The 12,851-nt window shown below is 64.7% G+C and carries 12 protein-coding genes; 4 read left to right on the top strand and 8 right to left on the bottom strand.

Annotated elements, in window-relative coordinates:
* Nucleotides 1-28: 28 nt before the first annotated feature.
* Complete coding sequence (locus AArc1_RS12930) at nucleotides 29-1,246, bottom strand: carboxylate--amine ligase (protein WP_117364766.1); 1,218 nt, start codon at nucleotides 1,244-1,246, stop codon at nucleotides 29-31.
* A gap of 581 nt (nucleotides 1,247-1,827) precedes the next feature.
* Between AArc1_RS12930 and AArc1_RS12925 the strand changes: the two genes are divergently transcribed.
* Nucleotides 1,828-2,829 (top strand): polysaccharide deacetylase family protein, encoded by a 1,002-nt coding sequence (locus AArc1_RS12925; protein WP_117364765.1) that lies wholly within the window; start codon nucleotides 1,828-1,830, stop codon nucleotides 2,827-2,829.
* Nucleotides 2,830-2,852: 23 nt separating this feature from the next.
* On the opposite strand, the gene AArc1_RS12920 is transcribed toward AArc1_RS12925, so the two are convergent.
* The 3 genes from AArc1_RS12920 to AArc1_RS12910 all read right to left on the bottom strand — a co-directional run bounded on the left by AArc1_RS12920 (nucleotide 2,853) and on the right by AArc1_RS12910 (nucleotide 6,482).
* Complete coding sequence (locus tag AArc1_RS12920) at nucleotides 2,853-3,872, bottom strand: GNAT family N-acetyltransferase (RefSeq protein WP_117364764.1); 1,020 nt, start codon at nucleotides 3,870-3,872, stop codon at nucleotides 2,853-2,855.
* Between the two features lie 106 nt (nucleotides 3,873-3,978).
* A complete protein-coding gene (locus AArc1_RS12915) occupies nucleotides 3,979-5,211 on the bottom strand; it encodes a glycosyltransferase (RefSeq protein WP_117364763.1) in 1,233 nt (410 codons plus the stop codon).
* Nucleotides 5,208-6,482: a prenyltransferase/squalene oxidase repeat-containing protein gene (locus AArc1_RS12910; RefSeq protein WP_117364762.1), complete on the bottom strand. Its 1,275-nt coding sequence runs from the start codon at nucleotides 6,480-6,482 to the stop codon at nucleotides 5,208-5,210. The genes AArc1_RS12915 and AArc1_RS12910 overlap by 4 nt, the downstream gene beginning before the upstream one ends.
* A gap of 170 nt (nucleotides 6,483-6,652) precedes the next feature.
* Between AArc1_RS12910 and AArc1_RS12905 the strand changes: the two genes are divergently transcribed.
* The gene (locus AArc1_RS12905) at nucleotides 6,653-7,771 is read left to right on the top strand and encodes a DUF354 domain-containing protein (RefSeq protein WP_117364761.1); all 1,119 of its coding nucleotides are present in this window, start codon (nucleotides 6,653-6,655) and stop codon (nucleotides 7,769-7,771) included.
* Here AArc1_RS12905 and AArc1_RS12900 read toward each other — a convergent pair whose 3' ends face one another.
* Nucleotides 7,772-8,116, bottom strand: a complete 345-nt coding sequence (locus AArc1_RS12900) for a hypothetical protein (protein WP_117364760.1) — start codon at nucleotides 8,114-8,116, stop codon at nucleotides 7,772-7,774.
* 503 nt (nucleotides 8,117-8,619) lie between these two features.
* On the opposite strand from AArc1_RS12900, the gene AArc1_RS12890 reads away from it, so the two are divergent.
* Nucleotides 8,620-8,802 carry a hypothetical protein gene (locus AArc1_RS12890; RefSeq protein ID WP_117364758.1) on the top strand — a complete coding sequence of 61 codons (183 nt, stop codon included), beginning with the start codon at nucleotides 8,620-8,622 and terminating at the stop codon, nucleotides 8,800-8,802.
* 57 nt (nucleotides 8,803-8,859) lie between these two features.
* Here AArc1_RS12890 and AArc1_RS12885 read toward each other — a convergent pair whose 3' ends face one another.
* From AArc1_RS12885 to AArc1_RS12875, 3 genes are all read right to left on the bottom strand, one after another.
* On the bottom strand, nucleotides 8,860-10,209 hold the full coding sequence (locus AArc1_RS12885) for a hypothetical protein (RefSeq protein WP_117364757.1): 1,350 nt from the start codon (nucleotides 10,207-10,209) through the stop codon (nucleotides 8,860-8,862).
* Nucleotides 10,206-11,216 carry a polysaccharide deacetylase family protein gene (locus tag AArc1_RS12880; protein WP_117364756.1) on the bottom strand — a complete coding sequence of 337 codons (1,011 nt, stop codon included), beginning with the start codon at nucleotides 11,214-11,216 and terminating at the stop codon, nucleotides 10,206-10,208. The genes AArc1_RS12885 and AArc1_RS12880 overlap by 4 nt, the downstream gene beginning before the upstream one ends.
* A 187-nt stretch (nucleotides 11,217-11,403) precedes the next feature.
* Nucleotides 11,404-12,009: a metal-dependent hydrolase gene (locus tag AArc1_RS12875; RefSeq protein ID WP_117364755.1), complete on the bottom strand. Its 606-nt coding sequence runs from the start codon at nucleotides 12,007-12,009 to the stop codon at nucleotides 11,404-11,406.
* A gap of 118 nt (nucleotides 12,010-12,127) precedes the next feature.
* Between AArc1_RS12875 and AArc1_RS12870 the strand changes: the two genes are divergently transcribed.
* Complete coding sequence (locus tag AArc1_RS12870) at nucleotides 12,128-12,850, top strand: alpha/beta hydrolase family protein (RefSeq protein WP_117364754.1); 723 nt, start codon at nucleotides 12,128-12,130, stop codon at nucleotides 12,848-12,850.
* Nucleotide 12,851: the final 1 nt, after the last annotated feature.

The raw sequence follows: 12,851 nt of genomic DNA, 5'->3' as shown, positions 1-12,851 counted from the left end.
TTGTGCGGGCGGGGACGCCGGCTACTCCTCACTTGATCGTGCCGCGGTGTTTGTACTCGTCGTAGGCGTTCCAGAGGTCCCTGATGAACGGACGGGGATCGTCGAGACTGGCGTAGTCGAATCGTGGATGCTCGACGATCGTCCGCGCGATGTCGCCCGTTGCCTGGGACAACGGCGGCTTCTCGGCCAGGTCGTACTCCTCGAACAGCACCGAGCGCAGATAGAGCAGTTCACCCCGCAACAGATGACCAGCCATACCAGCCTCGTACTCGTGGTCGATGTGGTCTTTCCGGTCGGTCGCGAGCAGCCAGTAGTAGTACGGAAAGTCCGCCCCGGCCTGGATCGAAAACGGCAGCGACGACCAGAATCGGGGGTTGATCTCCATGAGCTTGAACTCACCCGTCTCGTCGTCTCTGAGAAACTCGACCATCGCGAGGCCGTGCCACTCGAGTTCGTCGAGCAACGCTCGCCCCGTTTCCTCGAGTTCGGGGATTCGGATCGACTCGCGGAACGAACTCGCGCCACCGGCGTAACTGTAGCCACGGATCTGGCGGTGCTGGAAGGTTGCGACTGGCTCGCCGTGGTCGTAGAGGGCGAAAAAGCCGTACTCGTCGGTCGTGGGGACGTACTCCTGGACGATCGGTCGATGCCCCATCGCACGCTCGAGGACCTCGTAATCGGGCTCGATGCCGGGCTGGAGGTACTCGGTTTTCGGCGGAGAGTCGAACTGCTCTGGCCCATACTGGTCGACGTACTCGTCGACGAGTATCGCATACCGTGCTTTGACGATCCACTCACGGTTCCAGTCGGTCGGCTCGTCGAGCAGTCTGGTATCCGGCGTCGACACGCCCGCATCCTCGGCGATATCGAAGAGCTCGACGCGGTCGTGGACCTGCCGGAGCGTCTCGAGATCCGGCCACGGCGTCGCGACGTGCGCTGCGAAATCGGATTTGTACTTTGCGAGGACGTAGACGTCGACGTCTCGGACGGGGATAATCGTCGCGACGTCGGGGCGCATCGCGATCGACTCGAGTGCGGATTTGAACCCGAGCAGGTTCTCGTAGGGGTCGGGCACGCGGACGGCCTCGTCACAGTATCTCGAACGGGCGGCAGGAGCGGTCCCACGGTCTGTGAGGGTAATTCCACGAATGCCTCGCCGGCCGAGCGAGCGCAGGCAGGCGGTGCTACTCGGTGCGGTACATGCCGGGACGGCGAACGATCGATCGGTCCATTCATCATTACCCATTCGAATCACCTGCTGGTCGAGCGCGCGCTTCGACCGCTCGGGTGACGGAACTCGTTGCCCGGGCAGCACTGCTCGACGCGCCGACCGCGGTTTCGTCGTTTCGGGCCGGTCCTGTGAACCCGTCCCGTCGTCCCGATACGGAAATCGCCATAGCGACATTCACGCATCGTTGAACGTTAGTTAAGAATGGGGTACTCGACCCGATTCCTCAGGTTACGCCGTCGCCGGTAGCTCGCCTCGAGTGACTAACGCCGGTTTCGAGCCTTCCGCTGGCCCGTAATGAGGTCCTACCGAACGACTCACACAGAATCACGTTCATACTTACAAATTCATCGGCAGTAACACGTCAAACGGGACGACCGTCCGATCGGCGGTCCACCGCGAGAGGCAAGACCAATGACCGACTCGAGACACCTAGCCGATCCGAACGAGCCGCGACTGTATCATAGACCCCACGTCGACGGGCTGCACCGCCCTCACTGTCGCTGGCTGTTGAAAGCCGACCGAAGGCACCACAGCGACGACCGAACTCGCTCACTGGCTCGAGAAGTTACGGCCGCGTTCCTGGGACGGGAGGGTCGATGGGAAGCGTAGTCCTCTCGGTCGACGCCGAACTCGCCTGGGGGTTTCACGACCTCCCTGAACCACCGAGACAGCGGATTCGGAACGCTCGATGGGGGTGGCAGCGGCTGCTCGAACTGCTCGAGGACTACGACGTCCCGGCGACCTGGGGCGTGGTTGGCCACCTGCTGCTTGAGTCCTGTGACGGTCGTCACGCCGACCACCCCGCGGCCGCAGACGGCTGGTTCGAGCGCGAGCCGGGCGGCTCGTTCGAGGACGACGATCGCTGGTACGGGCTCGATCTCGTCGCGGCCGTTCGGAACGGCCGACCTTCCCATGAGATCGGTTGTCACACGTTTTCGCACGTCGTCTTCGACCAGTCGACCGACCGAGCCGTCGTCGACGCTGAACTCGAGCGTTGCGTCTCGGTCGCAGATCGCCACGGCCTTTCGCTCGAATCGTTCGTGTTCCCGCGAAACGTCGTCGGCCACCGGGACGCCCTTGCTGAGTACGATTTCGACTGCTACCGCGGCATTGGACCGCCACGCTGGTACGACCACTCCCGGTTCTACCGGCCCGGCAAGCTCGCGAGTTTCGTCGCCGGTCGAACGCCGCCGCCGCTTGTTGTTCCCGAAATCGACGAGCACGGCCTCGTCAACGTGCCCGCATCGCTCTGTCTGTTCTCGTTCGAAGGGACGGCCCGATCGGTCGTCGAGCCGTTCGTCGGCGACCCGGTCCTCCGAAAGGCCAAACTCGGGATCGACGCTGCAGCCTCGAGCGACGGGATCTGTCACTTCTGGTTGCACCCGAACGACATTACGTCGACGCGGGACGTCCGACGCTTGCGGCGAATTTTTACCTATCTCGAGGCAAAACGCGACGAGACGCCGCTCCAGGTCGAGACGATGGCCGGCGTCGCCCGGCGCGTCAGCCCCGACGAGGCGACTCGACCGGCCGAAACGGTGGCCGACGAGAGCGTTCCTGTCCCCCGGCCGTCCTCACATTCGGCCAGCGGACGGTGACAGCCGAGAGCTGACAAAAACAGTTACTTCAGGGAGCTAGCGACGCGTTGGTACGCCGATTTTGCCAGGGTCATCTCGAGGCCTGACGATTCGACGACGTAGTACGGCCGGAGCTCGCCGTTGAACTTGCCCTTGTACTCACAGAGCCGTTCGGTGTTGGCTCCGACGAGATCGTAGCCGGTGATCGACTCGAGCGCCGGGTCGGTGACGAGGTCCTCGAGAATCACGCGATGGAGCAGGGTGTTGACGCTGACGTGTTCGTAGGAGGCGGTGACGCCGCCTTGCCAGTAGTACGCCAGGTCGTTCGAGAAGAGTGCCACGATGCCGCTCAGGTACTCGCCGTCGGGCGTGCGGGCGACGTAGACGCGCCAGCGGTCGTCGCCCAGAGTCGAGAGTAGATCTCGAAGGAACGGCCGCGACATGGGAGCCGTGTCGTCGTACTTGGCGTACTGGTCGACGACGTCGTCGTAGATCCGTAACGCCGCGTCGACCCCTTCGGTGTCGATGGCGACGTCGAGTTCGTCATAGCGGCGCATCTCGTTTCGCAGACTCTTGCTGAACCCGGCCATCGCGTCCTCGACGTCGGCACAGCCCGCACAGTCGACGACGTACGTGAACTCGGTGTCGACTGCGAGGTCGTTCCAGCCGTAGGGTCTGGGGTCGTCGTAGCCGACCGGACAGGTCATCCGGAGCAGCGTCGAGCGGTTATCGGCCTCGAGGTCGTCCAACACCCCCTCGGCCAGTGCGGCGTTGATCCGCTCCCACTTGCGTCGCTTCGGGCTGTTCGGAGCGATGATCGGCCCTAGCCGAGGGACGCCGAGTCCGACAGGCGGCGAGAAGACGGTTCGGCCGACGGGCTTTTGCTCGACGAACGCAGGCAACAGGCCAACCGCCTGCTGTCCCTTGAACGCCCCGTAGAGACGCATCTCGGCGTCAGTGTGGGCGTCGAGGACGGCCAGCGCGTCCGGATCGTGAAACACCTCGAAACCGCTCGAGGGAAGCGCGTCGCCCCACTCTTCGAGCTCGAGTCGTTCGATCTCCATGTACCTCACAGCGCGGGAACTGTTCGTTTTGTTATCTCGTCGCTACCCTGGCGTAACCGGTCGCCACCGTTGTTCCAGTGGGTCTCGAGTCTCTCCGGATCGAAGCTCAGCCCTCGAGCGTCGACAGGATGCGCTGCCAGTCCTCGCCAGCACACTCGAGCGAGAACTGTGATCGTACCACGACGGCGTTTTCGCCGAGGCGTCGGCGGAACGCCGGATCGTCGAGACAGCGCGTCAGTGCCTCGGCAAAGCGCACCGGGTTGCGGTCGGTGAGGAGCAGGCCGTTCTCGCCGTCGTCGACGACGTCGGAAATCGAACCGACCGCCGGCACGACTGCCGGGAGGCCGGTCGCCATCGCCTCGAGCATCACCAGCGGGAGGGCGTCGCGCTCGGAGGTGAGGACGAACGCGTCCGCCCGCCGATAGTACGACAGGGGCTCGTCGACCCACCCTGGCAGGTCGACCCGATCTTCGAGGCCACGGGCGGCGAGTTCGGCTTCGACCTCGCTCCGAAGCTGGCCGTCGCCGACCATGACCGCCCGGAACTCCCGATCAGTGCCCTCGAGTGCGTCGAGGGCTTCGACGAACCGCACCGGGTCCTTTTCGGGTCCGAAGCGGCCGACCCAGACGAAGTCGTAGTCGGCGTCGACCGGACCGGTGGCGTCTTCAGTCCCGTCGGCGGCATCGTCCTCGAGCGGGCGGTAGGTGTCGACGTCGATCGCGTTGGTGAGCCGTTCGATCCGATCCGGCGGGACGCCCAGTTCGGCGAGTCGCCTCGCGTGATCGGTGCCGGGGACCGAGACCACGTCGAACCGCCGGAACGCCCACCTGGGAACCGGGCCGTAGAACTGCTCGGCATGGTGGTCGAGGTCGATTCCGATGATCCCGAGGTGGGCCGGATAGCCGTAGACGGCTTTCAGGACGAGCGCGTACCAGCCGTAGGGGAACAGCGAAATCGACGCGACCGCGTCGTACTCGTTGCGATATCCTTCGTAGAGGGCGACGAACAACATGAGGACGACCCGGAGCAGTCTGGGGCCGATTTCGGGCACCGTGACATACCGTGCGTCGTCCACGTCGTACCGGGGCTCGAGCGCAACGAGCGTCGTCTTCCCGGCGACGTCCGCGAGCGGGCCGTAGTGGCGGTGGTTCTTGTGTGCGAGACCAGTGATGACGAGGACGCGTTTCTCGTCGGCCCGAGTCCCCGCGCTTCCCGTCGACGACTCGCGATTGCGTCGTTCGTCCGACCACCGTCGTGGGCTGGTTGTCGAGGAGTCCTCGCTGTCGTTCGTCGACGACTCATCCGGGGGTGGCGCTCGAGCGGGCGACGATCGACTCATGGATGCTGTCCGGGTTCGATCCGGTGGTCGCCTTCGTCTGACGCGGCCAGCAGGAACTCAGAGAGCGCGTACGACATCCACGCCTGACACCAGCGCATCAGCGTGACGCGTTTGGTGTGGTGGCGATACTGCCGGTAGTAGAACTGCCCCTCGCGGACCTGGAGGTTGGCGAGCACCCACCGGAGAATGCGTTCGGCCATCTCGAGGTCGCCCTCGCGGGTGAAAACGAGCATGCCCTGGGTGCTCGCGTGGATGTCGCGGGGGTAGGCGCTCGCTTCGTCGAAGTTCGGCGCACCGTCGAGTTCGAACAGTTCCTCGCGGTAGAACGTGAGTGCGTCCTCGAGGGTGTCGGCGAAGCGGTCGTCGTCGACGACCTCGCGGTAGCGCTGGAACGCCTCGATGACGAACCCGTTGTGGTGGCTGTCCATCGAGAGATGGGAGGCGTCGGCCGGCAGGCGGTAGGGCCAGCCGCCGACGTCGGTCTGGGTCCAGGCGACGTGCTCGAGGATCTTCGTCGCTCGCTCGCGAAGCCCGTCGTCGCCGAAGTGCTCGTAGAGGTCGAGGAGCATCATCGCCCCGACTGCGGCCGCGTTGATGGTGTAGGAGTCCTCGGGGTGGTTCATGTGGTAGTCGATCGTCGCCCCCACCTCGCCCTCGCGGTAGTTCAGGTCCGTTACCAGGAACGACTCGGCGCTTCGAGCGAAGTCGGCGTAGCGATCGTCGAGATGCGACGCTCGCAAAAGCGCCTTGACGCCGTAGGCCGTCGAGACGATGTCAGGGTCTTCGGGGACGCCTTTCGTGTGGAGATGCTGGATCGGATGGCGGTGGCCGCCACAGTAGCCGCTGTAGTCGGTGATCCGTTCGTCGACCAGCCAGTCGGCGAGCCGACGCGCCTCGCCCTCCGGATCGAAGGCGGCCTCGAGCGGCGTCCCGTCGGCCGCCAGTTTGTGATAGTTGAGGTTGGCCATCGAGAACAGCGCTGTCCCCTTGTAATTGCGTCGGGTCTCGACCCGGAACAGCGGCCGAACGTCGACCGGCGTGCGTTTGACGACCTCCTGGACGACGAGGTTGAGCACCCGGTTTTCGAACGGCAGCGACTGCAACAGCTCGCTACTCAGTCCGTCGCCGTAGTCGGGGCCAGCGTAGTCACGCCGCCGGGCGTACGCGAGCGTCGAGTCGAGCGTGGGCCCGTACGCCTCGAGCATCCGCGGTCGCTCGCGTTCGCTCGTCGGGGCGTCTTCGGCTGTGTCGGGAACTCCTTGTGACTGCATTTACGCGGGCCTCGAGCCGTCCGGCCATTATTATAGGGCTGCTACCCCGACTCACGGGCGAACAGGAACCGGCTATGCAGGCGCAGGCTTGCCCGTCGAGACGGGTACGAGGGTGATAACAAACCGGACCCGTCGGTTCACCGTACGGTCAAGAGGGACTGCCAGTCATCATGAACTACCTGTTCTTTACGAATACGCCGGCCCACGTTCACCTGTACAAACACGCCGTCAAAGCGCTTTGCGAGCGCGGCCACGAGGTGCTGGTCCTCGCCAGGGACTACACCTGCACCGTCGACTTGCTCGAGTGGTACGATCTCCCCTACGCGGTCTACGGGTCCTGTGGAACGACGAAGGGATCGTTGCTGACGCGGCTGCCAACTCACTACGTTCGGGCGATCAGTCTAGCCCGTCGGTTCGATCCCGATCTGCTCTTCGGGATGGGTGGCTACGCCGCCCACACCGGGGCCGTCACGCGGACGCCGACGGTGTTACTCATCGACTCCGAGCCAGCGTCGTTCGATCACACCATCTCGACGCCGTTCGCTCGGGCGATCCTGACGCCGAATACGTTCCGCAAGGACCTCGGTGACCGCCACTACGTCTTCGCCGGACTGAAAGAGTGTGCGTACCTCCACCCCGAGACGTACGAGCCGAACCCGGAGATTCGTGACCGCCTCGGCCTCGCTGCCGACGAACCGTACGCCATCCTCCGGCTCAACGCCTTCGGCTCCCAGCACGACGTCGGCAAACAGGGGATCACTGGCGACGACCGCCGACGGATCGTCGAGCGGCTGGCCGAGGACGTGACGGTACTCGTCTCCGACGAGGGAGCCAACGCCGACCTCGAGACGCTGCCCGCCGAGCCGTTCGACCTCCACCCCGCGCTGATGCACGATGCGCTCGCCGAAGCCGACCTGCTGGTCGCCGATACGCAGACGATGGTCACCGAAGCCGGCCTCCTCGGGACGCCCGCGATCCGCTCGAACTCGTGGGTCGGTGACGACGACATGGGTAACTTCGTCGAACTCGAGACTCAGGGACTGATTCACAACGTCACCTCGGCCGACGAGATCATAGCACACGCGACGACGTTGCTCGACGACGACGGCGTCGACGAGACCTGGAACCGACGCCGCGAGGAGTTCCTCACGGACAAAGCGAACCTCACCGACGTGATCGTCGACGTCGCACTCGCGGACGGACACGTCGGCGACCTCGAGTCGGTCCGGCAGTTCGACCAGTCCGCGAGGCGCTCGTCGGTCGACTCCGTCGGCGTCCGTAGCGACTGATCACGTCGTAGCCGTCCTCTCGTCGGTCGTGTCATCCTCGAGTCTCGTTTTTGGGTCGTCCGGGTACCGTTCGGGAGCCGACCGGGTATCAGGCTCGGTTCCGGGTTCGTCGGTCGGCGACGGCGTCCCCTTCCCGTCCGAGCCGAACCGGACGGCGGTGTGTACGTACAGCACCGCTCCCACACCGATCGCCAGGGCGGCCCCCACGTTCGCGGTCGGTCTATCGATCGGAAATCGAGGGTATGGCCGCCAGCTGGCCAATAGCCGGGGAATCACCACGGCGACCGTCCCGGGAACGAGGATCGTGAACAACAGCGTTTTGAGTGCTGTGATAACTGTGACCATGGACAAATTCAGCACACTATTCGCCAAGAACCTGTGGAGCCGACTGCCGTCGCAGGTCCTGCTCTGGATCGCGTCCGTGCGTGAGTTCGAATCGTTCCGTCACGTGTCCGGTCCGAGTTGACAACCAGCGCCGATCCCGTTGGTCCCACCGCCGCCGAGTTTCGAGCGACTTACGAGCTTTGGCAAACAGAGCCGTGCGACCGGCCTCACTCGAGTAGCGCGTAAACTCGAGCCGACGACCTCGGGGTTCCTCGAGCCGACGACCTCCCGTATCGGTCTCGACGGTACGGACGACACTGCGAGCGGGCGACGAGGGATACGCTGCCAAAATTACTAAGTTGAGCGAACAGCCAGTGACGAACGCTCAGGTGGCGCTGACACGAGGAACGACGCGCCCACCGACGTCAGACCACACTCGCTGGACGGCTGTAGATCGCACACAGGGCCCCATCAACTGGGAGACAGATACCGCAGTTCCGACCCGAGACACAGAGGACACCCCTATGCCCGATTCCAACATCGTCACCGATTCGCTCGACCGTGGCAAGGTCGGCATTGGAACGCTCATCGTCTTCGCCGTCGTCGTGCTCGTCGCAGTGATCGCCGCCGGCGTCATCGTCTACTCGGCTGGCCTGTTAGAGAGCCAGGCGACCGACGTCGTCTCTCCTGACGAACCACTGTTCTGAATCGAGGGTGTCTCCTACTACCCGGTAGACGGAGCGGTTTTGGGTTCGAGCCGCGGGTTACCGACGCCAGATCGCCGCCACCCACAACAACGAGAGCAGGAGGAACGACCCCACGGCGACGCCGCCGGCGAAGCCGATGTCGGAGACCCAGCTCCGCTCGTCGGGGCCGGCCTCAGGGTGGAGGGCGACGGTCACCCCCTCGAGCGAGGAGACCTCGGCTTCGAACTGGTAGGTGCCGCCGCGATCGGCGCGAACCTCGGTGGTCGTCTCAGCCCACTCGTCGTCGACTGCTTCGTAGAGCACCACGTCGTCCGGGCCGATCCCAGGCTCGTCGAGTTCGTCGGCGCTGACGGTGACCGTGACCGTTCCTGAGGCGTCCGCACTCGAGTTGCCGTCGATGCGCAGGTGGGACATGGCGTCCACCCCAGCAGGCGACTCGGGGGGACCGTCCGGCGCTTCGCTCGCGAACTCGAGGGTCGTGTCGTCCTCGAGGCCGGTCACGTCGATCCGCTCGAACTGGACGCCGTCGCCGGACCCGGCCGTTGGCTGCAGGGGGACTCGATCGTCGACGGATGGATCGGAGACGGACGCCGCGATGCCGTCGTCCGTTCGGTCGTAGGCGATCGCGGGGTTGTCACAGCTCCCAGTCCAGATGGTGACTGGCTCGGAGAGCGACAGCGAGTGGCGGTCCGGATCGTCGACGTCGCCGGAAAGGGCTTCCCAGTCGTCGATCTCGCCGCCGTCCCAGAAGTCGCCGCCGGTGCCGGTCACGTTCTCGTCTTCGAACTCCTCGGCGACGTCCGCGTCGTACAGGTTAGCGTCCTCGTTGAACGCGGGGTGGACTGTCACCGAGAACGGCCCGCCGAAGCCGCCGTTCAGCGCGCCGCCACCGGTCCGGTTTTCGATGTAGGCCCACGACGCGTCCGCGGTGCCGTCGCCGCGGTCGAACTCGTCGCGGTTCGTATCGCCGTCGTAGTCGTCGTTCCGGACGTCCCACGTGGCGGCGTGTGGCGCGCCGACGAGGTCGAACGTGACGACGCCACCGGCAGTGCCGCCGTCGAGTTCGTCGTGGACCATCACGAGGCTCGTTCCGTCGGTCCCCTCGTGGAGGAACAACAGGCTCGTATCGGACTCCTGGAGATGGGTCGTCCCGTAGGAGCTGTACATCCGATCTGTGTCGTTCGGATGGGTGTTGTGATCCCGATAATCGTAGAAGGCCTCGATCGATTGGTCACTCGAGAGGGGCTCGATCTCGTAACACGAGTCGTCCTGTTCGACGACGTACGTGTCACTCGGCATCGATTGTGTGGTTGTTGTCGAGTCAGCAACCGCAGGAGTCGCGACCGCACCGACGGTGCCGAGGACGAACAGTCCGACGACCAGCACCGTCAGGAGCCTCGAGTTCATGACTCGCCTCCCGGACTCGAGGCCCGTACCTGGGGATCGTCTCCACGACCCGGCTCGGAATCGGCCGGTCCAGCGCTCTCGAGCCGGCGAGACGGCACCCGTGAGTCGCGGTCGGTTTCGGCGAGGAACTCCTGTGGAGCCCCGATCCAGCCACCGAGCGACTGGGCTCGCTCGATCAGCCACCGATACAGCTCCCGGTGGCCGGGGAACTCGCGTTCGTTGAAGTACCGTGGATGCCAGAGAACGGTCATTACGGCGTCGTTCACGGCGGCCTCTTTGACGAGTTGGTCACAGACCTGGCGTGCTTGATCGGGGTGGTTCCCTGGGTCTGGCAGTGCCTGATCCATGATCGTCAGCGGAAAGACGACGAACTCGTCGTCGAACGGTCGGAGCGGTCGGTAGCCATGATGAAAGTCACAGCTAGTCGTCGACCCCAGAGTCGCATCGTACGCGAGGCCGATCTCCCGGTGGTGTCGCCACGTTTCGGGCACCGAGAGCCGGAGGTGGTGTTGTCGCCCGCCGACGACTGGCCGTCCGAGCACACGCTCGAGCACTCGTTTTTCCTCGTCTAGTCGAGCCGGATCCTCCGGCGAGTGATAGGAGCCGTGGAGGCCGACTTCCCAGCCGCCAGCCTCGAGTGCCTCGAGGACGGCGACGATCTCGTTGCTCGTGACGTCGTACCGACCCAGATGCTGGATCCAGTTCGACGGTAAGAGCCAGTCTCGTGGCGGCCGGTCGACCAGCAGGTGTTGTTCGTTGAGGAAGTAAAACGCCGATCGAACGCCAAGGCCGGCCTCGAGGGACATGACCTCCTCGAACTGCCAGTACGGGTTCGACGACGAGAGGGCGGTCCGGAGGTGATAGCCCGGTCGCTCACGGGTCGCGTAGTACAGCGACCGAAACCCCTTGTAGGGGCGATCCACGTCGTGAGTCAGACAGAGTGCGAACTCGGCGTCCGAGGGGAGGGCATCCACGCGGCTTCCGGGTGGTCGGTCGCTCGCGTTCATGGGTTCACCCGCGGGGGTCGATAGCGATGAGTTGGCGGGCGGGACGTGTCGGTCATCTCATCTCCACTGTCACCGGCAGCGATACGATAGTAAATGACGACATTACCTGTCGGTGACGTTTGAGTCAGACTCGTCCGCTGGTTACCCCGTCGTTACCAACCAGTGTCGACGGCGCGGCGACCGTCGCTCACATCGGGTCCCGGCCACCGACGAGTGCGATCACCAGGCGTTTACAGCCGACGAGACACTCCCGGAGGACGGGTGCGCCGTCGGCGAGCCAGACCAGGGCCGCGAGTCCCGCGAGTCCGACCTGGACCCACATGTACGTCGAGAGGTCGCCCGCGAGGAGGTCCTGCTGGTAGCGGCCGAAGAGACGAACGAACTCGTCGGTGAATCCTGTCTGTTCTTGAACCCCGTCGACCGTCGAAACCGGCCAGAGCAGTATCTCCGGTGTGTACTGGCCGCCGCGCAGATAGGTATCGAGCACGTCCGCGGGCAGATGCAACAGGTAACCGACGCCGAAGGCGACGCCAGCAGGCCCCTTGCCGACGCGTCTCGCGAGCAGTCCGACCGCGAGCGAGAGCGGAACCGCGAAGAAGATCGAGTGTCCGAGTGCATAGCCCGACTCGAAGACACCGAACTCCCAGGCCAGCGGTTTATCGATGAGATCCGGCAGGACGGACGCGAAAACGACCGCAAACGCCTCGAGCCCGTCCGGCGACTCACGGTAGTAAAGATGCGCGAACAGCGAGTACGCGAGATAGCCGACGATCGCGTGTTCCCATGGCCACATTGGTCGTGGCTCGCGGACTGATGGGGTTAGTTATGTCACGAATACTGTCGGCCGTCGGATTCGGGTCCCGGATTGCGACGCGGGAAACGATTACGGTCGTCCGTTCCCCAGCGGTCGTATGAGCGAGCGATACGAAATCACCGTCGAGGACGACGGGACGGTGGCAGCGGTCCACCACGAGGCGTCGGGTGACCGCTGGTTCGTCTGCTGTCACGGCTTTCGAAGCGACAAGTCCGGAAGTTACGAACGCCGCTGTCGACGCGCGGTCGAGGCCGGGTACGACGCCGTCAGATTCGACTTTCGAGGATGTGGCGAGTCCGATGGTCACTTCGCGGAGTCGACGCTGGAGTCGAGATTGACCGATCTCGAGGCAGTCCTCGAGTTCTTCGATCCTCGATCCTGTGTCCTGTTCGGCTCGAGTTTCGGGGGCGCTGTCGCGTTCCACGCCGCGGGGACGTTCGCAGCCGAGCGCGCCGACGCGGTCGTCACGCGTGCGCCCGTAACCGACACGTCGTCGTTCGACGACTACCGTGAGGCGGTCGCGACGGCTGGACGACTCGAGTTCGACGACGACGAGTGGGTCGACGAGCGGTTCTTCGCGGACCTCGATCGGCACGCCTTCGCCGACCTCGAGTCGACGCTCGACGTTCCCGTCGCCATCTTCCACGGGACGGACGACGACTCGGTCCCCGTCGACGACAGCCTGCGCGCGGCGGACCGCCTCGAAACGGACGTCCTCGTTCAGGTCCTCGAGGGAGAAGGCCACCTGTTCTCGGCATCTGCCGAACGTCGACTGCTCGAGCTCACGTTCGCCTGGCTCGAGGCGTACGGAGTCAGCTGAC

Source organism: Natrarchaeobaculum sulfurireducens (assembly GCF_003430825.1).
GTDB classification, from domain to species: domain Archaea; phylum Halobacteriota; class Halobacteria; order Halobacteriales; family Natrialbaceae; genus Natrarchaeobaculum; species Natrarchaeobaculum sulfurireducens.
Note: the sequence above shows the minus strand (reverse complement) of the source record. Positions and strands in the feature narration are given on the sequence as shown.

What these genes read in the sequence shown, in the direction of transcription:
- AArc1_RS12930 (WP_117364766.1), bottom strand. Translation starts at nt 1,246, where the DNA reads ATGGGTAATGATGAATGGACCGATCGATCGTTCGCCGTCCCGGCATGT.
- AArc1_RS12925 (WP_117364765.1), top strand. Translation starts at nt 1,828, where the DNA reads ATGGGAAGCGTAGTCCTCTCGGTCGACGCCGAACTCGCCTGGGGGTTT.
- AArc1_RS12920 (WP_117364764.1), bottom strand. Translation starts at nt 3,872, where the DNA reads ATGGAGATCGAACGACTCGAGCTCGAAGAGTGGGGCGACGCGCTTCCC.
- AArc1_RS12915 (WP_117364763.1), bottom strand. Translation starts at nt 5,211, where the DNA reads ATGAGTCGATCGTCGCCCGCTCGAGCGCCACCCCCGGATGAGTCGTCG.
- AArc1_RS12910 (WP_117364762.1), bottom strand. Translation starts at nt 6,482, where the DNA reads ATGCAGTCACAAGGAGTTCCCGACACAGCCGAAGACGCCCCGACGAGC.
- AArc1_RS12905 (WP_117364761.1), top strand. Translation starts at nt 6,653, where the DNA reads ATGAACTACCTGTTCTTTACGAATACGCCGGCCCACGTTCACCTGTAC.
- AArc1_RS12900 (WP_117364760.1), bottom strand. Translation starts at nt 8,116, where the DNA reads ATGGTCACAGTTATCACAGCACTCAAAACGCTGTTGTTCACGATCCTC.
- AArc1_RS12890 (WP_117364758.1), top strand. Translation starts at nt 8,620, where the DNA reads ATGCCCGATTCCAACATCGTCACCGATTCGCTCGACCGTGGCAAGGTC.
- AArc1_RS12885 (WP_117364757.1), bottom strand. Translation starts at nt 10,209, where the DNA reads ATGAACTCGAGGCTCCTGACGGTGCTGGTCGTCGGACTGTTCGTCCTC.
- AArc1_RS12880 (WP_117364756.1), bottom strand. Translation starts at nt 11,216, where the DNA reads ATGAACGCGAGCGACCGACCACCCGGAAGCCGCGTGGATGCCCTCCCC.
- AArc1_RS12875 (WP_117364755.1), bottom strand. Translation starts at nt 12,009, where the DNA reads ATGTGGCCATGGGAACACGCGATCGTCGGCTATCTCGCGTACTCGCTG.
- AArc1_RS12870 (WP_117364754.1), top strand. Translation starts at nt 12,128, where the DNA reads ATGAGCGAGCGATACGAAATCACCGTCGAGGACGACGGGACGGTGGCA.